The organism is Mesorhizobium sp. BHscii (assembly GCF_053848065.1).
In genome coordinates this window covers 49,794-70,324 of the sequence record NZ_JBSPKW010000017.1, presented here as the reverse complement: position 1 = coordinate 70,324, position 20,531 = coordinate 49,794, and the positions used below count along the sequence as shown (strand labels likewise).

General features: G+C 62.3%; 19 protein-coding genes. 11 read left to right on the top strand and 8 right to left on the bottom strand.

The features are described 5' to 3' along the window. The first annotated feature begins 16 nt into the window (after positions 1-16). The 4 genes from ACWTU7_RS22075 (at position 17) to denD (ending at position 3,217) form a co-directional block, all read left to right on the top strand. On the top strand, positions 17-703 hold the full coding sequence (locus tag ACWTU7_RS22075; RefSeq protein ID WP_095517269.1) for a GNAT family N-acetyltransferase: 687 nt from the start codon (positions 17-19) through the stop codon (positions 701-703). Positions 704-972: 269 nt separating this feature from the next. After that, positions 973-1,968 (top strand): cation diffusion facilitator family transporter, encoded by a 996-nt coding sequence (locus ACWTU7_RS22070; protein WP_455840232.1) that lies wholly within the window; start codon positions 973-975, stop codon positions 1,966-1,968. 63 nt (positions 1,969-2,031) lie between these two features. Next, on the top strand, positions 2,032-2,238 hold the full coding sequence (locus ACWTU7_RS22065) for a hypothetical protein (protein WP_029349698.1): 207 nt from the start codon (positions 2,032-2,034) through the stop codon (positions 2,236-2,238). 1 nt (position 2,239) lies between these two features. Beyond that, positions 2,240-3,217, top strand: coding sequence for a D-erythronate dehydrogenase (denD, locus tag ACWTU7_RS22060; protein ID WP_455840231.1), 978 nt, complete (start codon positions 2,240-2,242; stop codon positions 3,215-3,217). Between the two features lie 32 nt (positions 3,218-3,249). Here denD and ACWTU7_RS22055 read toward each other — a convergent pair whose 3' ends face one another. The 4 genes from ACWTU7_RS22055 to ACWTU7_RS22040 all read right to left on the bottom strand — a co-directional run bounded on the left by ACWTU7_RS22055 (position 3,250) and on the right by ACWTU7_RS22040 (position 7,237). Then, positions 3,250-4,377 carry a nickel/cobalt transporter gene (locus ACWTU7_RS22055; protein ID WP_455840230.1) on the bottom strand — a complete coding sequence of 376 codons (1,128 nt, stop codon included), beginning with the start codon at positions 4,375-4,377 and terminating at the stop codon, positions 3,250-3,252. Between the two features lie 4 nt (positions 4,378-4,381). Then, positions 4,382-5,050, bottom strand: a complete 669-nt coding sequence (locus ACWTU7_RS22050) for a DUF1007 family protein (RefSeq protein ID WP_455840229.1) — start codon at positions 5,048-5,050, stop codon at positions 4,382-4,384. 86 nt (positions 5,051-5,136) lie between these two features. Beyond that, the gene (locus ACWTU7_RS22045; protein ID WP_455840228.1) at positions 5,137-6,036 is read right to left on the bottom strand and encodes a LysR family transcriptional regulator; all 900 of its coding nucleotides are present in this window, start codon (positions 6,034-6,036) and stop codon (positions 5,137-5,139) included. Between the two features lies 1 nt (position 6,037). Then, positions 6,038-7,237 carry an amidase gene (locus ACWTU7_RS22040; protein ID WP_455840285.1) on the bottom strand — a complete coding sequence of 400 codons (1,200 nt, stop codon included), beginning with the start codon at positions 7,235-7,237 and terminating at the stop codon, positions 6,038-6,040. 545 nt (positions 7,238-7,782) lie between these two features. Here ACWTU7_RS22040 and odc2 point away from each other — a divergent pair. Continuing rightward, on the top strand, positions 7,783-8,916 hold the full coding sequence (odc2, locus tag ACWTU7_RS22035) for an ornithine/lysine decarboxylase (RefSeq protein WP_455840227.1): 1,134 nt from the start codon (positions 7,783-7,785) through the stop codon (positions 8,914-8,916). A gap of 157 nt (positions 8,917-9,073) precedes the next feature. Beyond that, positions 9,074-9,745, top strand: a complete 672-nt coding sequence (locus ACWTU7_RS22030) for a GNAT family N-acetyltransferase (protein WP_455840226.1) — start codon at positions 9,074-9,076, stop codon at positions 9,743-9,745. 61 nt (positions 9,746-9,806) lie between these two features. On the opposite strand, the gene ACWTU7_RS22025 is transcribed toward ACWTU7_RS22030, so the two are convergent. Beyond that, positions 9,807-10,091: an SCP2 sterol-binding domain-containing protein gene (locus tag ACWTU7_RS22025; RefSeq protein WP_455840225.1), complete on the bottom strand. Its 285-nt coding sequence runs from the start codon at positions 10,089-10,091 to the stop codon at positions 9,807-9,809. Beyond that, a complete protein-coding gene (locus ACWTU7_RS22020) occupies positions 9,976-10,803 on the bottom strand; it encodes a TauD/TfdA family dioxygenase (RefSeq protein ID WP_455840284.1) in 828 nt (275 codons plus the stop codon). Before ACWTU7_RS22020 ends, ACWTU7_RS22025 begins: the two co-directional genes overlap by 116 nt. Positions 10,804-11,249: 446 nt before the next feature. On the opposite strand from ACWTU7_RS22020, the gene ACWTU7_RS22015 reads away from it, so the two are divergent. Further along, a complete protein-coding gene (locus tag ACWTU7_RS22015) occupies positions 11,250-12,671 on the top strand; it encodes a hypothetical protein (protein WP_455840224.1) in 1,422 nt (473 codons plus the stop codon). 88 nt (positions 12,672-12,759) lie between these two features. On the opposite strand, the gene ACWTU7_RS22010 is transcribed toward ACWTU7_RS22015, so the two are convergent. Both ACWTU7_RS22010 and ACWTU7_RS22005 read right to left on the bottom strand, forming a co-directional pair. Beyond that, entirely contained in the window at positions 12,760-14,403 is a 1,644-nt protein-coding gene (locus ACWTU7_RS22010) for an MFS transporter (protein ID WP_292075583.1), read from the bottom strand. 311 nt (positions 14,404-14,714) lie between these two features. After that, positions 14,715-15,746 carry a histone deacetylase family protein gene (locus ACWTU7_RS22005; RefSeq protein ID WP_455840223.1) on the bottom strand — a complete coding sequence of 344 codons (1,032 nt, stop codon included), beginning with the start codon at positions 15,744-15,746 and terminating at the stop codon, positions 14,715-14,717. A gap of 168 nt (positions 15,747-15,914) precedes the next feature. Between ACWTU7_RS22005 and ACWTU7_RS22000 the strand changes: the two genes are divergently transcribed. The 4 genes from ACWTU7_RS22000 (at position 15,915) to ACWTU7_RS21985 (ending at position 20,519) form a co-directional block, all read left to right on the top strand. Further along, positions 15,915-17,579: an amidohydrolase gene (locus tag ACWTU7_RS22000; RefSeq protein WP_455840222.1), complete on the top strand. Its 1,665-nt coding sequence runs from the start codon at positions 15,915-15,917 to the stop codon at positions 17,577-17,579. A 126-nt stretch (positions 17,580-17,705) separates the two neighbouring features. Then, complete coding sequence (locus tag ACWTU7_RS21995; protein ID WP_455840221.1) at positions 17,706-18,800, top strand: ABC transporter ATP-binding protein; 1,095 nt, start codon at positions 17,706-17,708, stop codon at positions 18,798-18,800. Continuing rightward, on the top strand, positions 18,800-19,720 hold the full coding sequence (locus ACWTU7_RS21990; protein ID WP_455840220.1) for an ABC transporter permease: 921 nt from the start codon (positions 18,800-18,802) through the stop codon (positions 19,718-19,720). The genes ACWTU7_RS21995 and ACWTU7_RS21990 overlap by 1 nt, the downstream gene beginning before the upstream one ends. Continuing rightward, a complete protein-coding gene (locus ACWTU7_RS21985; protein ID WP_455840219.1) occupies positions 19,713-20,519 on the top strand; it encodes an ABC transporter permease in 807 nt (268 codons plus the stop codon). Before ACWTU7_RS21990 ends, ACWTU7_RS21985 begins: the two co-directional genes overlap by 8 nt. Positions 20,520-20,531 lie beyond the last annotated feature (12 nt).

The following is a 20,531-nucleotide window of genomic DNA, read 5'->3' as shown; positions in this document are numbered from 1 at the left end:
CGGAATGGAGCTTTGGGTGTCGGAAAATCTCAAGAATTGGCAACCGCGCCCGCGGCCCGAACGCAAAGTCCTGGAGGGGCGCACTGTCAGGCTGGAACCGCTCAACGCCGAAAAGCACGGCGACGGCCTGTTCGATGCCTCGTCGGTGCCCGATATCGATGGCCGCTTCGCCTGGCTGTTCGACTATCCACCGCAGACCCGCGCCGCCTTCCAGCCATGGCTGGACAAGGCCGAAGCCAGCGAAGACCCGCTCTTCTTCGCGGTCATCGACAAGGCCAGCGGCAAGGTCGCCGGACGCCAGACGCTGATGCGCATCGATCCGGCATATGGCGTGATCGAGATCGGCAACATCTATTGGGGGCCGCTGATCTCGCGCAAGCCGGCGGCGACGGAAGCGCAGTTTCTGTTCATGAAATACATCTTCGACGAGCTTGGCTATCGCCGCTACGAATGGAAATGCAACAACCGCAACGAGCCGTCGAAGCGCGCGGCGGAACGTTTCGGCTTCAAGTTCGAGGGCATTTTCCGCCAGCATCTTGTGGTCAAGGGCGAAAACCGCGATACCGCGTGGTACTCGATCATCGACAAGGAGTGGCCGGCCCTACGCAGAGCCTATGAGGCATGGCTCGATCCGGCCAATTTCGATGGCGACGGCCGCCAGAAGCGACGGCTCGAGGATTTCCGCGCCGAGTTCGGCGCCTGACCATGATCCCGAAAAGTGGAAGCCGGTTTTCGGGCAAGATCATGGTCAAACAAGAAGGACCATGATCCCGAAAAGTGGAAGCCGGTTTTTGCTGCGCTGACCTTCGGTTCGGGCAAGATCATGGTCAAACAAGAAGGACCATGATCCCGAAAGTGGAAGCCGGTTTTGCTGCGCTGACCTCGGTTCGGGCAAGATCATGGTCAAACAGGAAGATAAAGCCTCCATCACGATTCTGCCGGGATGGATTAGGCTCTAACAGGAGTTCGCAGATGGCGCACACCCATGACCATGGTTCGCAAGGGCATGACCACAGCCACGGCGCCGGTCCTGTGCACGGCTCGACCGACAAGAAACGGGTGCTGATCGCAGCCTGCCTGACCGCCGGCTTCATGGTCGTGGAAGCGCTCGGCGGTCTGTTCACCGGATCACTCGCTCTGCTGGCGGATGCCGGCCACATGCTCGCCGATTGTATCGCGCTCGGCCTTGCCTGGTATGCTTTTCATCTGGCCGGCCGGCCGGCCACCGTTCGCCTCACCTATGGATTCGGCCGGGTCAAAACGCTGGTTGCCTATACCAACGGCATCGCCATCTTCGCCATTGCGCTGTGGATCATCTATGAGGCTTGGGAACGCCTGCTGACACCTGCGCCCGTGCTCGGCGGGCCGATGCTGGTCGTCGCGATCGCCGGTCTGCTGGTCAATATCGGCTCCTTCTTCGTGCTGCATGGCGGCGACCGCGACACCCTGAACATGCGCGGTGCCATCCTGCACGTGCTCGGCGACCTGCTTGGCTCGGCGGCGGCGATCATAGCTGCGCTGATCATCCTGGCAACGGGCTGGACGCCTATCGATCCGATCCTGTCCGTCCTTGTCTCGCTGCTGATCCTGTCCACGGCCTGGTCGCTGATGCGCGAAGCAGCCCATGTCCTGCTCGAGGGCGTGCCGGCGAGCCTCGATCGCGACCTGATCGCAAGGGACATAGAGGGGACGGTCAAGGGCGTGCGCGAGGTGCATCACATGCATGTCTGGTCGCTCGACGGGTCGAGCAACATGGCGACCTTGCATGCCTGCCTCAACGATGGCGTTGATGCTCACAAAGCGGTCAGCGCCATCAAGAAGCGGCTTGCCGCCGAGCATGGCATTGCCCACGCCACCGTAGAACCGGAATTCGGCCATTGCGCCGACAGCCACGACAGCCACGATGGGCACGATGGCGAGCACGACCATCCGCACGATGCGGCTCCGCATCATGGCCACTGTCACTGACACCGGGAGTTACATGGCATTGGTAACGAACTTGATGAATTCCCGCCGCGTCAGGGCCACGTGATGGATCGCGACACGCGCAACGCGGCGATAGGCGCCCTCTGGGTGCTGCTGCTGTTCGGCATCGCCGCCTACTATTTGCCAACCGTGATGCTGGCGGTCGGCCGAGTCTCGACCATTCTTGCCGCTGTTATTGCCGCTGTCTTCATGGTGGCCATTTTCGTCGTGTTTTGGCTCCGTGGCCGCAGCCAGCGTAAAAAGGATCATTGATATGCGTATTTTGATTACCGGCGCGGCAGGCATGGTCGGCCGCAAGCTCATCGCCCGGCTGGCAAAGGACGGAACGCTCAGCGGCCGGAGGATCGCCGCGCTCGACCTTCACGATATCGTGCCGCCGCAGGCGCCGGCACTGGAAGGCGTCGGTGTCACTATCCATACAGGCGATCTCGCCGCGGCGAGCGCGATGGAACGGCTGGTCGCGTCGCGCCCCGACGTGGTCTTCCATCTCGCCGGCGTCGTGTCAGGCGAGGCGGAAGCCAATTTCGATCTCGGTTATCGCGTCAATCTCGACGGCACAAGGGCGCTGTTCGATGCCATAAGGCTGGCGGGGTTTGCGCCACGCGTCGTCTTCACCTCGTCGATCGCCGTGTTCGGCGCACCGTTCCCGGACATCATCCCCGACGAATTCCACCCGACGCCATTGACCTCCTACGGCACGCAGAAGCTGATGGGCGAAGCATTGCTCGCCGATTTTACGCGGCGCGGCTTCTTCGACGGCATCGGTATCAGGCTGCCGACCATCTGCGTCAGGCCCGGCAAGCCCAACAAGGCCGCGTCAGGCTTCTTCTCCGGCATCATCCGCGAGCCGTTGAGCGGCCAGGAAGCGATATTGCCGGTGCCGCGCTCTGTCGTGCACACCCACGCCAGCCCGCGCTCCGCGGTGAATTTTTTGATCCACGCAGCAGGGATCGACGGCAGCGCCGTCGGGCCACGCCGCAATCTGACGATGCCCGGTGTCGCCGTCACGGTCGGCGAGCAGATCGAGGCCTTGGAACGCATTGCCGGCGCCGAGGCGGTGAAACTGATCCGCGAGGAGCCCGACGATACGATCTGGGCCATCGTCAAGGGCTGGCCGACACGGTTCGAAGCGCGGCGGTCGAGGGAGCTTGGCTTTGCCGCCGAAACCAGCTTCGACGATATCATCCGCGTCCACATCGAGGACGAGCTGGACGGCAAAATTGCCGGTTAGCTAACGCGCGTTCGATCGGACGGGCGAAGGCGTCATCCGCCAGCGGTCAGGCTGGCCGAAAGCACCAGCAGCCCGAACAGGAAGACGAAGGCTGCGCCGCCGATCTCGACGATCGAATGTATGCGGTTGCCCATGCGGCCGTCACCGGCGAAATAGACCGCCCAGTTCTTGGCCGTCACCGCCAGTGTCGCCAAGATCGAGACAGTGATCGCGGTGCCGAGTGCCATCGCCAGCACCGACAGGATGCCGCCGAACCACAACCCGTTGAGCATCGCAAAGCTCAGCACGATCAGCGCGCCCGAGCAGGGCCGGATACCGACCGCAGCCACCGCCGACCAGGCGGTGCGCCAGTCGAAGCGGTCGCCGGAAAGCAGCGTCGGGTCGGGCGCGTGTGAATGCCCGCACGTCTCGCAGACTTCGCCCGCCGCATGGTGATGGTGATCGTGCCCGCCATGGTCATGGTGATGGTCGCGTGCGCCGTGATGATGGTCGTGACCGTCATGGCCATGTGCGTGAAGCGCATGCACTGAATGCGTATGTGCGTGGCCTGCATGTGAGTGGCCGGCATGGGCCGCCGACAGGCTGTAGGGAGGGTTGGCGCCGAACAGGCGAAGGATAGCGGGGCCGGCCTTGCGCCACAAAAGCCAGGCGCCGAACAGGGTGACGAAGACAAAGCTCGTGACTTCGAGGAACCATGCCGCATCGGTCATCGATATGGTGGTGCCGCGCAGGACGAAGTAGGCGAGCATCATCACGAGGATCGCCGTCAGCGCCTGCAGCAGGGCCGAGACAAAGGACAGCATGATGCCGCGCTTGAGCGCGACTTCGTTCGCGACCATGTAGGACGAGATCACCGCCTTGCCGTGCCCGGGGCCGGCAGCATGGAAAACGCCATAGGCGAAGGACAGGCCGATAAGCAGCCACAGCTTGTTGCCGTCCTCGCGCATCGCCTTCATTGCGCCGGCAAGCGCGCGGTAGAATTCCTGCTGGCGCAGGTTGATCCACATCAGGATGTGGGCGAATGGGCCGGTGGTGGGCGCCATCCCGTCATTGGTGCCGATGCCGAGCGAGCTCTGGGCGTGGGCGGCGCCGAGGAAGTGCGTCGTCACAAGAGCGACGGCCAAAAGGCCGTAGGCCAAACGCAGGGACGGTTTCGTCACCGGATTATCCTTCTGGCTGACAGTTCAGTTCAAGCTTGGTCGCGAAGATCTTGCTCATATCGGTGCCTGTCGGATCGTTGAAGAAGGCGTCCGTCAGGGTCTTCTGGTTCTCGGCGAGCGCCTCGTCGGGGTTCGGACGAACGACTTTGCTCGCGCATGTCGACGGCATGCCATCGACCTGCAGATTGGCATCCTCGGTGAAATCGATCGCCGTGTAGAAGGTCGGGTCGTAGACGCCGATATCGATCTTGCCGGCCAACTTCATCGGTGCCTTCGGTTCGGATTCGAACAGGATGATGAGTTGATCGTTCTCGAAATTGGCCATCAGCTGCGGCGGCGGGTTCATCGCCTCGTCCTTGCCGTCGACGGTGACGAGCTGGAAGTAATTGAACTCCGCCAGCGAAGCATGGACGGTGTCGGCGACTTCCTTCAACTCCTTGTCGTCGAGCTTCAGGTCGGAATTCTTGTCGAATTCCATCATAACCGTACTCGAAAACAAATCGTCGAAGCGCCAGAGATGGCGCAAAGCCTTCACAGTTTGGTGATCCGGACTGAGGACCACTTCGAGGCGAGCCTCGGCGAAGACGTGCGGATGCACCTCGGCTGGCCCGACCGTGGCAAATGTCGCCGCTGTGGCCGAAGCCATGATGATTGCTTGCCGTTTCAGGTGCATTCTCGGTCGCGATTCCATCAGCTTGGGTAAAATATCGAGAGTTACCAGAAAGGGGGCGAAAATGGGACCACAAGGCGGCTGAAAGCTCATGCGTTGTCAATCGTCTTGAACCACTGCACCAGGAAATCGACAAAGACGCGAACCTTCGCAGGCAAATAGCGCCGGTGGGGATAGACGGCGAAAATGCCGCCACCCGGTAGGACGCGGTCATCCAGCACGGCCACCAGCCGGCCACTTTCTATGTCGGGCGCGGCGATAAAATCCGGCAGGATGGAAAATCCCAATCCCGCCACGGCGGCGGCCCTTGCCGCCATCGGACTGTTGACCTCGATCGGACCGGAGACCGAAACGGTTACCGTATCGCCGCTGTCGCCCTTGAACGGCCAGTTGGTCAGCCAGCGGCCATTGGTGTCGATGATGCAGGGCACGCGGCCAAGGTCCTGCGGGCGCACCGGCATGCCGTGCTTGGCGATCAGTTCGGGAGATGCGCAGAGCCGCACCGAAAACGGCGCCAGGCGCCTCGCGATCAGCGAGGAGTTTTCCAGCCGCGAAATGCGCACGGCGAGATCGAAACCTTCCTCGACCAGATCGACGAAGCGGTCGTCGAGATGAATGTCGAGCACGATGTCGGGATGCTGCTTGGCGAAGTCGATCAGCGACTGGCCGATCGGTGCGTCAGCAAAAGTGCGCGGCGCCGACAGCTTGATCCTGCCGCGAACGTCGCCGGAGGATTCACGCACCGCATCGGCCAGGCTGTCGACCTCGCGGACGATTTCCGAGGCGCGGCGGTAATAAGTGTGGCCGGCCTCGGTCAGCGAGAACTGCCTGGTGGTGCGGTTGAGCAGCAACGCGCCGAGCTCGTCCTCCAGCTCGCGCACATATTTCGACAGCAGCGCCTTGGAGCGGCCGATCTTGCGCGCCGCTGCCGAAAAACCTTCGGCCTCGACCACGTCGATAAAGGCGCGCATGCGGGTCAGCGTGTCCATGTCATGCGCTCCCTTGGTGAGCTGAAAGGATACGCGCGGCAAGCGTCAGCAGCTGCCGGTCGCTGTTCTCAGGTCCAAGCAGCGAGAGGCCGAATGGCGCACCGTCGGCCTTGCCCAGCGGCAGGGTGATCTGCGGAAAGCCGGACAGGCCGGAAAGGCACAGCAGCCTTAGCGCGCGCTCGCGATAGGTCTGCAATTCGTCGAATGAGGCGGCCTTGAGCGGGGCGGCACCTGGAGCGGTCGGCAGCACAAGAACACCGTCCTCGCCAAGCAGGTCGGCAAGTTCAAGACGAAACGAAACGCGACGTTCCGTTTCGCGTTGTGCGGTTGCAAGGTCGATGGTCGCGCCATGCTCGAAACGCTCCTTGACGCCGGGGCCGAGCATCCGGTCACCCTGCGAGATCCAGCCACCATGATTTTGCCAAGCCTCGTACCCCTGCAGCTTGCGGAAGCACCAATAGAGATCATCGGTGGAATGCGACAGCGGGGCAACGGTGCGCGGCACGCCCAGCACCGAAGCGACAGTGCGGACCATGGCGCGATATTCGTCGGCCTGCTGCGGGCCGAGCACGAGGCCGTCCAGCGCGTCGAGGGCGAGGGCGCGTGCCAAGTCGTGGCGATGCCGATCGTCGTCGAGCAGCACCGTGCCGACCTTTTCGTAGGTGGCCATGTCCCTGGCGAACCAGCCGAACGTGTCCAGTGAAGGGGCCAGCGGCATGGCGCCTTCAAGCGAAATGCGGCCATGCGTGGTCCTCAGGCCGATCAAGCCGCAAAAACTTGCCGGCGCGCGGATCGAGCCGCCGGTGTCGGATCCGATGGCGATATCGGCCAGCCCGCCGGCAACCGCGGCGGCGGAACCGGAGGATGAGCCGCCGGTGACGCGGTCCGGCGCTGCCGGATTGACCGGCGACGGAAAATGCGCGTTCAGCCCCATCAGGGAGAAGGCCAGCTCGTCGGTCTGCGTCTTGCCGACAAAGCGCGCGCCCGAATCAAGCAGCGCCTGGACGGCCGGCGCTGTCGCCGAGGCGGGTGAAGCCTCCCGGTGTTTCTGCGGATTGCCGCAGCCGGTGCGGTAGCCGGCGACGTCGTAAATATCCTTGACGGCCAGCCGCAGGCCGGCAAGCGGGCCGGATTGCGCATTGGACACGGGGATATCGTCAAGGTCGAGAAAAGCGTTCAGAGGGCCGCAAGTGCCTGTCATGCGTTCGATATCCGGATACAGTTGTTGCAACATTGTTCGGCGCCAGGAATTTTACAACCTGGCGTACGATTTTTATTGATTGTGAAATCCTTCGACCTTATATCGCGCTTGCCCAAAGTCGCACGTGCCTGTGGGTGTCCGCCGATCCTCAAAATGGTGAGGGATATCGGTAAGGTAACTGGAGCTAACCCCTCCAGCCGGTTTAGCGGCCAACCGCCGGACCGAGGACACCTTGAAGCAACGACGGTGCGGGCCTTTCTGGTGTTCTGCCGGTCGTCCAAAGACCGGGGTTACTGAAGAGGCACACCTTCATTGCCGGCAGTGCGGAACGGGTTCTCCCAATCCAAGCCAAGGCAGACAAAGCGAACCGAGGCCGGGCAAGGCCAAGGTTCACCGCCGCGAGACGGCGCTTCATGGTTCCGGGGTCTCCACCGGCTGGTTCCATGGATTTGACGTCCCGCCTTTGTCCACCGCGTGTTCGCGAGTCGATGACCCGCGTCCCGCAGCCTTTGTGCGCGCCGAAAGGCGCTGATGGAGAGACCCCGATGGCTACCCAGCGCATCCTTGACTTCCTCGCCACCCGACGTCCGAACGGCCCCTGCCTCGTCGTCGATCTCGATGTCGTGCGCGACAATTTCCGTGCTTTCGAGAAGGCGCTTCCCGATTCGAAAATCTACTATGCGGTGAAAGCAAACCCGGCGCCGGAAATCCTGCGCCTCCTTGCTGCGATGGGCTCGTCCTTCGACACCGCTTCCGTTGCCGAAGTCGAGATGGCGATGGACGCCGGTGCGCCGGCGGACCGCATCTCCTTCGGCAACACCATCAAGAAGGAGCGCGACATCCAGCGCGCCTATCAGCTCGGCATCCGGCTGTTCGCGGTGGACTGCGTCGAGGAGGTCGAGAAGATCGCCCGCGTTGCACCCGGCGCCCGTGTGTTCTGCCGCGTGCTGACCGACGGCGAAGGCGCCGAATGGCCGCTTTCGCGCAAGTTCGGCTGCGTGCCGGCGATGGCGGTCGACGTGCTGCGCCATGCCAGGACGCTCGGCCTCGACGCCTACGGCGTGTCGTTCCATGTTGGCTCGCAGCAGACCGACCTGACCGCTTGGGACCGCGCGCTCGGCGACGCTAAAAAGGTATTCGTCGCGCTCGCTGAGGAAGGCATCGTCCTGAAGATGGTCAATATGGGCGGCGGTTTTCCGACCCGTTACCTCAGGGATGTGCCGGTGGCGCAGGCCTATGGCCAGGCGATCTTCTCTGCGCTGCGCAAGCATTTCGGCAACGCGATTCCCGAGACGATCATCGAACCGGGCCGCGGCATGGTCGGCAATGCCGGCGTCATCAAGTCGGAAGTCGTGCTGATCTCGAAGAAGGCCGACAATGACAATGTGCGCTGGGTGTTCCTCGACATCGGCAAGTTCGGCGGTCTCGCCGAGACGATGGACGAGGCGATCCGCTACCCGATCATGACCGCGCATGACGGCACCGAAACCTCGCCGTGCGTGCTCGCCGGCCCGACCTGCGATTCGGCCGACGTGATGTACGAGAAGACGCCGTATCCGCTGCCCCTGTCGCTGACCATCGGCGACGAGGTGCTGATCGAGGGCACCGGCGCCTACACGACGACCTACGCCTCGGTCGCCTTCAACGGCTTCGAGCCTCTGCGATCCTACGTGATCTGACGGCTTCGGCCCTCAGATCACCCGGTGCGGGCGACGAGATCGCCCGCTTCGGTTCGCCTGTGGAACAATCCGCTCGTGAAGGATCGCGGAAATGGAAATTGTGGATTTCATTGTTGAAGGCGCTGTGGGCTGGCAAATCTCCCCCCTTGAGGGGGAGATGGCCGCAAAGCTGCCAGAGGGGGTCGGCTCAGCTGTCGCGACCTCTCTTGGACTGTGTGGGGCCGGCGCTTCAGGCGCGGCGACCCCCTCTGTCGCCCTCGGCGACATCTCCCCCTCGAGGGGGGAGATTGCCGGCGCTTTCGTCATCACCGCCGAAACCGCTGCCGACGTTTCGGCGCGCGAGGCTTTGCTCGATCGCGCCATGGGGCCGAAGCGCCGGAAAAAATCGTCGGAAAAGCTGCGGCGCGGCCGCCGGCCTTCGGAAGGCCTGGCCTTTATCGCGCGCGATGCATCGGGCGCTGTCACAGGCACCGTGCGGCTCTGGGATGTCGTGCTGGGCGAGGGCGGTCGGGCAGCCCTTCTGCTTGGCCCGCTCGCCGTCGATCCGACAATCAAGAATGCCGGCATCGGCTCGGCGCTGATGCGCCATGCAATCGCTGAAGCCGCCCGTCTCGGCCATGCGGCGATCCTGCTGGTCGGCGATGCGCCCTATTACGAGCGCTTTGGGTTTTCGGCCGAAAAAACCGGCGCGCTGGCCATGCCTGGACCTTATGAGCGGCACCGCCTGCTGGCGCTGGAACTGGTGGAAGGCGCGCTCGCCGAGGCGCGGGGCACGCTGAGGGCGGCAGGGCGCAAGCTGAAGGCACAGCGGCTGCCGCTCGCTGCCTGATGGATCGGAGACAAGCCGCCGTCCATCGGGCGGCGGCTTGTTTTCATCCCGAATTGGAGGATCAGCCGATCAGCTGGCTCAGTGCCATGGCGACGCTCATGTCGCCTTCGACCTTTATCTTGCCGGACATGAACGCCATGGTCGGGTTGAGATCGCCTGCTATCAGCGACTCCAGATCGTCGAGCGAAAGCTTTATGGTGCAGTCGGCCGGCGCGTCGGTGGTCGAGACATCAGCGCCGTCGATGACGATGACACCGTCGCTGCCGGTGTCGAATTTCACGGAACGATCGAACCCGGCACTCGCCACGCGCGAGCTGATCTTCTCGGCAATTTCCTGAACGCCCATGGCCGTTCTCCTCGTCTCGTTGCGTTTGTCGCAGAATGGCACTTCGATCTGGCCGAAGTCGCCGTCTTGCGCATTTCGCGATCACGGTCGCTGGCGCATATAGCTTTGGGTTGACGTTTACGTCAACGCGGTTCCCCGAGATGAGGATGGGTTTAATCGCCGCAGCGAAGCTGCGCTGTCCATACTGCCTGTGCGGCCGGCATCGTGGTTGCCATATCGACGCTTCTGCGACGCTTGCGGCATTCCGCCGGCTGCTGACCCATCCGCGCAAATGTCGCCGCCCGGTGTTCGGGTTGAACGATTGACGGCCGTGAAGCACCCGGCGATTGTCGAAGACCGCCATTTCCCCCGCCTCAAGGCGGTAGGCTATTTGAAAACGCGAGCTGCGGATCATCATCATCAGCTTGCGATAAGCCGCATAAAAGGGCGCGCATATATCGGAGGGAAGGTCGATGACATCGACGAGATGAGCGTTGAACCGCAACTCTGTCACTTCCCCATTGCGCCGAGCTACGATCACAGCAAACCGACCGCGCAGATCGTAGTTTTCGTCGTGAAAACGATAGGGTATCTCGACCTCGCACAAGAGACGGTAGGCTTCCGGATCTTCCGCCTGTAATGCGGCCACGACCGCAAATCCGTCGGCAAAGACCGATCCACCGCCCTCAGCTTCGTTCGCGATACAATGCAGGAATTGATAGCCGGGCGGCACCTCCTGGTTGGCGAGATCGGTGTGTAACGGCAGGGCGACCGGGGTGCTATGTCGATCGGGGTGAGTTTCAGAGCCGCATTCGCGTCCTCTCCCGATAGCGGCACGACATAGCGGCACGACGATGATCGCGGATGTGCAGTCAGCGGCGGTCGGTACCCAAGTCTGGAACTCTGACGGACGCTCCTCCGGTTGTTTGTCCGAAAGCGGGCGACAATCAGGGCAGTTACACGGTTTGCGTCATTCAAACAGACGAGGACAGTGGCCAAGCCTGTCCCTAGCGTGGACTCGGCCTCATGCGCTCAGGGTGGTGTAAACGGGACCATGACAGCAGATTCAAGAGCGGTCATCCCACGCGGCGACCGCGTCAGGGGAGGTAGGATGAACCCGTATCTGGCAGGCGAGGATCAAGACCCCATGATGGCGCTACAAGAGGGGGATGTTCAGTCATGAGAATCAAAAGTCTGATCAAGCGTGCCGAGAAGGTGGACAGAGCGTTCAAGGAGCTCGAAGCCGATTTGGCGGATGCGTTCGATGAGTGTCTCAAGCTAGACGACCAATCGCCGTTGAATGACGTCCCGGATGAGAATCTCGCGGCAAAGAATGACAACTCTCAGCCTGAGGACGATGCGGACACTCCCGAGATCGCATTACGGCTGACTTCCCACGCACAAACCCGACTGGCTGCGTTAAACGCCGTTGATGGGCTCTTTGACGATGCGCGGGAGTATCTGGAGGAGATCAACACGAAACTGTCGGAGATCGCGACGTCGCATCATCTGACAGGCGAATTCCTGAAGCTGCTTCACGGGGACATTCTTCGCGCCAATGAACTGGAACTGGCAAATGTCAGCCTGACCACGCAGCAAAGAGTGCTGTCGGAGCAACTCCACGACGCGACCAAAAAGCAGCGCGAGCGTCAAAGTGCTGTCGAGGCCCTGCAGCAGCGCGAGACAAGCCTGGTCGAGGACAAGGAGGCACTTCGCGGTGCGCTGGCTGCAGCAAGGCTGGAACTCGTTGTGGCAGGCAATGCGAGCGCAGAACGCGAAGCGGAGTTCGGCGATCTCGTCAAAACGCTTTCGGCCAGAACCGCCGAGGCCAACAGATGCGCACGCGAGAACGACATACTAAGGGAAAAGCATGTCAGCCTGTCGATAGATCTCGACAAGGCGCTGAAACGGGAAGCTGAGGCGCGGCACAGGCTGGATGAACTCTCGACAATTCATGCAAGTGATGCGACGCGACTTTCGGAACTGCTGGCTGCGCTTGGCAAGAGCGAGAAAGAGGAGATGCGGCTGCAGAAATCGCTCGATATCGCGCAAGCGAAGCTGTCGGAAATGACGGAAGCGGCCCGTATCATGGAAAGTGACAGGGAAGCCGAGCGTGCGCGTAGTTTCACGGAGATCGGCGGCCTGCGTTCTGAAATTCGCAACCTCCAATCACGATTGGAAATTGCCTCGAACGAGAACAGTCAAGCCGCCAGCGAGATCGCCAATCTCAAGGCTCAATGCAGCGACGCTGTGGCCGAAAAGCAAATTGCGGAGGAAAGGTTGTCCGCTCTCAGAAAGGAGAACGAAAACGACAAGATACACCTTTCGACGGTGAGCGCGAATTTTTCGCAGCTTTCCCTGCAACAGGCATCCGAACAGATACAGCTCGATGTCCAGAGGCAGGAATGCGAGGATCTGCGAGCCGAAGTCGCGTTGCTCGATGCTCGGGTCAAGGAACTGTTGCCCTATGAGCGTCTCCACAAGGCCACAAACGCCAGACCGCATGAGAACGGCGTTGTCGAGATCACCGGTGTCGTGGCGGAGAAGGCCCGCGCCACAAGCAGGCGGCGCGTCCGTACGAGCCTGCGCGCTGCATCCTAAGGCGCGGGTGGGCCGCGCCGATTAGGGTACGTGTGAGCCATCAGCTTAGAGCGTCATGTGCTCATCCAACTGGACACACCGGCACGGCCTAATGCTCGATCGGTCCTTTCGGCATGACGATCGCCGTGCCGGCGGTTGTCGGACGCTCGATCATGCGGCGGACGCGCGGCGGCTCGTCGCCGCTGTGCAGTGCCCGTACGCGCTCGCCGACAACGGCGTCGGCATGGGTGGCCCGCTTGTTGTGGCGGATGTATTCGAGCCATGTCGGCGTGTGATAGTGCTCGATCCATATTGCGGGATTTTCGAGATCGCGCGCCAGCGTCCAGTTGCGGGCGCCGTCACGGCGGCGGATGCGGCCGCGTTCGGCCATGGTGGCCAGGAATTCCGGCACGTCCTCCTCGCGGATGATGTATTCGATCATGATGGCGATGGGGCCGCTGCGCAGTTTTAGGTCGAGCGCAAGATGCGGCTCCTTGAAACGGTTGGTAGGATCGAGATTGAGTACTGCCTGCTGCGGCAAAGGCAGCAAGAGGCCGATCGCGCCGCCCGCCAGCATCGCGACGGCAGCCGCGATCAGCGCGAATTCGGCGCCATGCGCATCGGCGACGACACCCCAAATCCAGCTGCCGAGCGCGATGCCGCCGAAGGTAGCCGTCTGATAGACCGAGAGCACCCGGCCGACCACCCAGCGCGGCGTCGACATCTGCACCGTGACGTTGAAATGCGACAGCGCGATTACCCAGCAGGCGCCGCCGATGAGCAGCCCGAGCGACGTCTGCCAGGCGTGGTCGCTGACGGCGGCGTTGAAGGCGCAAAGCGCGAAGCCGGCGAATGCCATGCGCACCATCGTCTCGCTGGACAGGATCTGCCTCAGCCGGACGCTGATCAGCGCGCCGCCGACGGCACCGATACCGAACGCACCGAGCATGATGCCGTAGGTCAAGGCATCGCCCTTGACGACATCGCGCGCCACCAGCGGCAGCAGCGCCAGAACCGCGCCGGCGCTGAAGCCGAAAGCCGCACCCCTGACCAGCACCTTGCCGATATTGGGCGACATGGCGACGTAGCGCAGGCCGGCGCCCATCGCCGCCCCCAGCGTCTCGCGCGGCAGTGTCGAGGCTGGCAGGTCCGGCTTCCAGCGGGCAAGCACGATGAGGAGCCCGACATAGCTCAAAGCGTTGGCGGCAAAAGCCGCCGCAGCACCTGCGGCGGCAACGATGATGCCGCCGATCGCCGGGCCGACGCTGCGCGTCAAGTTGAAGCCCAAGGAGTTGAGCGCGACGGCCGCAGGCAGCTTGGCGCGCGGCACCATGTCGCCGACAGAAGCCTGCCATGACGGGTTGTAAAGCGCCGTGCCGCTGTTGATCAGGAAGGCGAAGGCGAGCAGCGTCCACGGCGTTATCAAGCCAAGATAGGTGAACACGGTCAGCAGAACCGAGACGACCAGCATGAAGATCTGGGCAATCAGCATGACCTTGCGCCGGTTAAAGCTGTCGGCGATGGCACCGGCAACGAGCGCAAACAGCATGATCGGCAAGGTGGTCGAGGCCTGGACCAGCGCGACCTGATAGGACGAGGTGGCGATCGTGGTCATCATCCAGGCGGCGCCGACGCCCTGGATCAAGCCACCGAAATTCGAAACCAGACTGGCGGACCATACGGCGCGGAAAATGCCGTGCCGGAACGGCGCCAGCGCCGAGACGCGTTCGCTGTCCGGCTCGTCGTCGATCATAGATGCTTCCCCGACTTCAAATGCTGCCTTCTTCCAGAATCGATCCCCTCATACCGTTCCTTCAAGGTAGAGCATGACTTCGCAAAGGGCGAAGGCCTTTTCAAAGGAGATCATGGTCCAACAACAGGATAGCGTGCGCTGGAACAAGTCAGCGGCCACCCTTGCAGGCGGCGTGAAGCGCTTCGGTGAGGGCGGACGTGGGGCCAGCCGATGCGACTGCTGCCTACTAAATTTTTACGAATGTCGTTATCTCAAACCGCTGCGCACCCTCGGATCAAAACGCCCGAGGGGCAGGCTATGGGCGACATGCATTACCGATCTTCGAATCCGGTCAGCACGCCGACGGCGTTGATGCCGATTTCCTCGACGGCATAGCCGCCTTCCATGACGAACAGCGTGGGCAGGCCGAGCTTGGCGATGCGACGGCCAATCTTGGGATAGTCGCCGCTTTTCAGCTTGAACTTGCTGATCGGGTCCTTCTCGAATGTGTCGACGCCAAGCGAGACGACAACGACATCGGGAGCGTAAGCCGCAAGTTTCGCGCAGGCGTCCTCCAGCGAAGCATTCCAGGCGTCCCATGCGGTGCCGAACGGCATGGGGTAGTTGACATTGAAGCCTTCGCCGGGCCCTGAGCCGCGCTCGTCGGCATGGCCAAGGAAAAACGGATATTCGGTCATCGGGTCGCCATGCAGGTTCAGCACCTGCACGTCGCCGCGGCCGTAGAAGATCTCCTGCGTGCCGTTGCCGTGATGGTAGTCGACATCGAGGATCGAGACGCGCTTGGCGCCCTGGTCGCGGAACCATTGCGCGGCAACCGCGGCGTTGTTGATGTAGCAATAGCCGCCCATGAAGGCAGCACCGGCATGATGGCCGGGCGGGCGGCAGAGCGCGAAGGCTGATATCTCGCCGTCCTTGACCAGGGCGCCCGCAGTCAGCGCCACGTCATAGGACGACTTGATCGCCTCCCAGGTGCCTTTGACGAAGGTGGCGCCGCCGTCGAAGGAGTAAAAGCCAAGCAGCGCATCGATGGTGCTGGGTGGTACATCGCCGCGCAAGCCGCGCGTCGGCCAGGTGAAGGGGATGGCCGAACCTGTCCGGCCCGACGCTTCCCAGAGCGGCCATATGGTCGGCAGGAAATCGATGTAGTCGCTGGTGTGCACTCTCCTGGCGGCGGCGAGGTCGTGGGTCTTGGGTGGCAGGATCGGGCCGAGCTTTTCGCTCTCCACCCTCGCCTTGATGAACTCGGCCCGCGAGGGCTTCTCGAAGGCCGGCACGATGCTGCCTGAAATGAGTTCGAAATTGCCGGCATGGCCGGCGTGGAGAGGGGAGAAAACAGTCTTCATTTTGCCGGCCGGTTCGCTCTTCGAGTTGCGTATCTGTCGTTGACGGACTGCTTTGTGGCAGAGAGTTTCAGCGCCGCCAAGAGCATTCCGGACCGGTGTTGCGAGTGGCAGCGGACGGCTTGCCAGGCGCCAATACTCTGCTAGCCTAAGCTCAAACGGGAGAAAATTATGCTGTCGGCCGATCTGATCGTCGAGAACGCCAGTATATTGACGATGGATCCCGATACTCCCCGCGCCGAAGCCATAGCTATCAGGGACGGCGAAATCATTGCGATCGCAGATCGCGCGACCGTACTGGAGCACAAGGCACCCGGCACGCGCGTTATCGACGCCGAGCGCGGCTCGGTCGTCCCCGGCTTCATCGAAGCGCATATGCATCTTTTCGCCGGCGCGGCCGAGCTCGATCACCTCCAGCTGATGGGCATCCACGGTTTCGATGCGCTTTGCGATGCTGTTCGCCATTATGCAGCAAAGCGGCCGGATCTATCCGTCCTGCAGGCGCAAGGCGCCGACTATACCATCCTGTCGGCGACTGAGCGGGTCAGCCGCCATCACCTCGACCGCATCCTGCCGGACCGTCCCTTCGTCATGGCGGCGCCCGACCACCACACAATGTGGGCGAACACCAAGGCGCTGGAATTGGCCGGCCTGCTTAGAGGCAAGCGGCTTGGTCCCGGCAATGAGATCGTCATGGGCGACGACGGGCTGGCCAGTGGCGAATTGCGTGAGGGCGAGGCCTTCGGGCCGCTGATCGCGCTGGCCGGCGAGGATCGCGTACGGCTCGGCCTGGCCACCGGCGGCGAGCCGGACCCGAAGCCGACGCCGGCGGAGCAGGCCTCCGACCGGGCGATCATGCGCCGCGGTTTGGAATGGTGTGCCAGGCACGGTATCACGTCGATCCAGAACATGGACGGCAATTTGCACCAGCTCGAACTCCTGTCCGAGATCGAGACCGAAGGCGGCTTGCTGTGCCGCGTGCAGGTGCCGTTCCACTATAAGAATTTCATGACCCTCGACATGCTCGACAAAGCCTCAGTGATGGCAGAGCGCTACCAAGGCGAATGGCTGTCGTCGGGCATGGTCAAGGTGTTCTACGACGGCGTGCTCGATTCGTGGACGGCGGTGATGGTCGAGCCCTATGCGGATCGTCCGGATTGGGTAGGCGAGCCGCTTTTCACGCCGCAGCAATTCATCGATCTTGCCGTGGCCGTCGACAGGCGCGGGCTGCAGATGGCGGTGCACTCGATTGGCGACGGCGCCGTGCGCGCCGTGCTCGACGGCTACGAGTCAGCGCAAAAGGCGAATGGCAGGCGCGACAGCCGGCATCGGGTCGAGCATATCGAGGTGGTCACCGCCGCCGACGTGCCGCGTTTCGCAAAGCTTGGAGTCATTGCCTCGATGCAGCCACCGCATCCGCCGGGCAGCATGGGCGTGCCGCTGGAACCAACGGTGTCGCGCATCGGGCCTGCCCGCTGGCCTCTGAGCTATGCGTGGCGGACGCTGAAGAATGCCGGCGCGCGCGTCGTCTTCGCTTCCGATTGGCCGGTCTCGCCAATCGATCCGATTCTGGGCATTCAGGCGGCAGTGCTGCGCAAACCATGGGCAGACAGCGATCCCGACCAGAGTTTCTCGCTGCATGAATCGCTTGCGGGCTATACAGTGGAAGGCGCCTATGCCGAGTTCATGGAGCATCGCAAGGGCCGCCTGAAGTCAGGCTTTCTGGCTGATCTCGTGGTGCTCTCAGGCGACATCGAGGCGACCGCGCCGGAAGCGCTGCATACGGTGCGGCCGATGACGACGATCTGCGGCGGCAAGGTCACTTATCAGGCCTGACGGTGGCACGGGAATTGCGTTCTGAATCGACATTCAGATGTATGCTTGCCAAGCCATGCGCCGTGTGCTGACAATCGAGTGGGAACTGGATCCGCCCTGAAGAGCGGACACAAGAATGGGGTAATCGTGCCGGAACAACCGGGTAAAAGTGCAATTGAAGTTCGTGGCGTCCGCAAGGTATTCGGTACCGGGGAGTCACAGGTCGCCGCCCTCAACACGGTTTCGGTGTCGATCCGCGAGAATGAGTTTTTCACGCTGCTTGGTCCGTCCGGCTGCGGGAAGACAACGCTTCTGCGGCTGATCGCCGGCTTCGATTTCCCGAGCGCCGGCGAGATCCTGCTGCATGGCCAGGACATCGCACCGCTGCCGCCGTTCAAGCGGCCGGTCAACACCGTTTTCCAGAACTATGCGCTGTTCCCGCATATGACGGTGGCCGAGAATATCGGCTTCGGCCTCGAAATGCTCCGCAAGCCCAAAGCCGAAGTGAAGGCGCGGGTTGCCGAGATGCTGAAGCTGGTCAAAATGGAAGCGCTCAGCGGCCGCCGCACCAGCCAGATATCGGGCGGCCAGCAGCAGCGCGTGGCACTGGCGCGGGCGCTGGCGCCGCAGCCGAAAGTGCTGCTGCTCGACGAGCCGCTGTCGGCGCTCGACTTCAAGCTGCGCAAGGACATGCAGATCGAGCTGAAGCGGCTGCAGCACGAGACCGGCATCACCTTCATCTTCGTCACCCACGACCAGGAAGAAGCGCTGACCATGTCGGACCGCATCGCGGTGATGTCGTCGGGCAAGATCCTGCAGGTCGGAACGCCTTGGGATATCTATGACAAGCCGGCGGAGCGCTTCGTCGCCGACTTCATCGGCGAGACCAATTTCCTGACTGCGGCCATATCAGGCATGGCCAACGGCAAGGCACGAGCAACGCTCAAATCCGGCGCGACGATCGACGCGACCGTGGCTGAGGGCTTTCAGCCGAAGGACAATGCCACCGTGGTGGTCAGGCCGGAACATGCCAAGCTGACCAGCGGCAAGGGCGACCTGTCGGGCACGGTCGAAAACATCGTCTATTTCGGCACCGACACGCACATCCAAGTTCGCCTGGACAGCAGCGAGCCCTTCACGGTGCGCCAGCAGAACACGCGCAGCGCCGGCTGCGGTTTCGAGCGGGGAGACAAGGTCGGCATTTCGATCGGCAACGACGCCGCACAAGTTCTGAGGGACTGATGGCGAGCGCGGAAGAAGTCGCCAAGGAAGCCGAACGCAGAGATATCCGCCATCGCTGGCTGCTGTCAGCGCCGGCACTGATCATCATCTTTCTGGCGGCGACCGGCCCGCTGCTGATCGTCGTGATCTATTCGTTCCTGACGCCGGGCCCCTATGGCGACGTGGTGTGGAAATTCTCCACCGACGGCTGGCTGTCGGTGGTGATGCAGCGCGACATCTTCGACGACACGCTGGCTTTCGCCGACGCGCATTTGTCGATCTTCTGGCGTTCGGCCAAGCTGTCGTTTATGACAACGATCTTCACGTTGCTCTTTGGCTTCCCGACCGCCTATTTCATCGCCACCCGGCCCGCGCGGCAGCGCAACGTCTGGCTATTCCTGATCACCATCCCCTTCTGGACCAATCTGCTGATCCGCACCTTCGCCATCCAGGAGGTGATCCGCAACGAGGGCATCGTCAACACGGTGCTCATCAAGCTCGGCATCATCAGCCAGCCGATCCAGATGATGTTCACCGATTTCGCGCTGATGGTCGGCATGACCTATGTCTATCTGCCGTTGATGGTGCTGCCGCTCTATGCCAGCATGGAGAAGATCGACTTCCGGCTGGTCGAGGCGGGTTACGACCTCTACGCCAACCGGTTCCAGGTGCTGAGGCGAGTCATCATTCCGTTGGTCAAGCCTGGCATCATCGCCGGCTCGATCCTCGTTTTCATCCCGGCGCTGGGCGCCTATGTCACCCCGCGCGTGCTGGGCGGGACGAAGAATATGATGCTCGGCAATCTGATCGAGCTGCAGTTCGGGCAAGGCCGTAACTGGCCGCTCGGCTCGGCGCTGTCGCTCTCGCTGATGGCGATCGTGATGGTCGCGCTGCTCTTCTATGTCCGCTCCGCCGGGCGCCAGGGCGGCGCGCATGGCTAGCCGCTTCGACATTCGCCGGCAGACCGGCTTCACGACAATCGCGATGATCTGCTTTTTCGCGCTGTACCTGCCGATCGTGACGGTTGTCGTCTATGCCTTCAACGCAGGCAGTTCGATCGCGATCTGGGAAGGCGTGTCGCTGCGCTGGTTCTATCAGGCCTGGAACAACGACCAGGTCGTCGATGCCTCGATACGGTCGCTGCAGATCGCTTCGGTCGCCGCGACTATTGCCACGATCGTCGCCACCATGGCTGCACTCGCTACGACCCGAACGAAACCCTATCCCGGCCTCGGCTTAAAATACGCCTTCATCAACCAGCCGCTGATGGTGCCGGAAATCGTCACCGCGGTGGCGCTGCTGATCTTCTTTTCGCGCATCAAGATCTGGACCGGCTATTCGGGGCTGGGCTACCTGATGGCTGCGCATACGGCCTTTTGCATTCCCTTTGCCTATCTGCCGATCCGGGCGCGGCTCGAGAACATGGATCTGTCGTTGGAGATCGCTGCGGCCGACCTCTACGCGACACCATGGAAGGCTTTTCGGCGCGTCACCTTTCCGCTGCTCTGGCCAGGCATCCTTGCCGGGCTGATGCTGGCCTTCGTCATCTCGCTGGATGATGTCGTCATCACCGAGTTCGTCAAGTCCGGCGGCCAGGATACGTTGCCGACTTACATGCTCGGCCAGTTCCGGCGCGTTATCACGCCGGAAATCAACGCGATGTCGACGGTGTTCCTGCTGATCTCGATATTGATCGTCACCGTCTTCTTTTTCATCAGCAGGAAAAAGGATCAGGAGTGACAGGAGAGAAAC

Excerpts from the sequence above, each read along its gene's own strand:
- ACWTU7_RS22070 (WP_455840232.1), top strand. The coding sequence starts at position 973 with ATGGCGCACACCCATGACCATGGTTCGCAAGGGCATGACCACAGCCAC.
- ACWTU7_RS22065 (WP_029349698.1), top strand. The coding sequence starts at position 2,032 with ATGGATCGCGACACGCGCAACGCGGCGATAGGCGCCCTCTGGGTGCTG.
- denD (WP_455840231.1), top strand. The coding sequence starts at position 2,240 with ATGCGTATTTTGATTACCGGCGCGGCAGGCATGGTCGGCCGCAAGCTC.
- ACWTU7_RS22050 (WP_455840229.1), bottom strand. The coding sequence starts at position 5,050 with ATGCACCTGAAACGGCAAGCAATCATCATGGCTTCGGCCACAGCGGCG.
- ACWTU7_RS22045 (WP_455840228.1), bottom strand. The coding sequence starts at position 6,036 with ATGGACACGCTGACCCGCATGCGCGCCTTTATCGACGTGGTCGAGGCC.
- ACWTU7_RS22040 (WP_455840285.1), bottom strand. The coding sequence starts at position 7,237 with ATGACAGGCACTTGCGGCCCTCTGAACGCTTTTCTCGACCTTGACGAT.
- odc2 (WP_455840227.1), top strand. The coding sequence starts at position 7,783 with ATGGCTACCCAGCGCATCCTTGACTTCCTCGCCACCCGACGTCCGAAC.
- ACWTU7_RS22030 (WP_455840226.1), top strand. The coding sequence starts at position 9,074 with ATGGCCGCAAAGCTGCCAGAGGGGGTCGGCTCAGCTGTCGCGACCTCT.
- ACWTU7_RS22025 (WP_455840225.1), bottom strand. The coding sequence starts at position 10,091 with ATGGGCGTTCAGGAAATTGCCGAGAAGATCAGCTCGCGCGTGGCGAGT.
- ACWTU7_RS22015 (WP_455840224.1), top strand. The coding sequence starts at position 11,250 with ATGAGAATCAAAAGTCTGATCAAGCGTGCCGAGAAGGTGGACAGAGCG.
- ACWTU7_RS22010 (WP_292075583.1), bottom strand. The coding sequence starts at position 14,403 with ATGATCGACGACGAGCCGGACAGCGAACGCGTCTCGGCGCTGGCGCCG.
- ACWTU7_RS22005 (WP_455840223.1), bottom strand. The coding sequence starts at position 15,746 with ATGAAGACTGTTTTCTCCCCTCTCCACGCCGGCCATGCCGGCAATTTC.
- ACWTU7_RS22000 (WP_455840222.1), top strand. The coding sequence starts at position 15,915 with ATGCTGTCGGCCGATCTGATCGTCGAGAACGCCAGTATATTGACGATG.
- ACWTU7_RS21990 (WP_455840220.1), top strand. The coding sequence starts at position 18,800 with ATGGCGAGCGCGGAAGAAGTCGCCAAGGAAGCCGAACGCAGAGATATC.
- ACWTU7_RS21985 (WP_455840219.1), top strand. The coding sequence starts at position 19,713 with ATGGCTAGCCGCTTCGACATTCGCCGGCAGACCGGCTTCACGACAATC.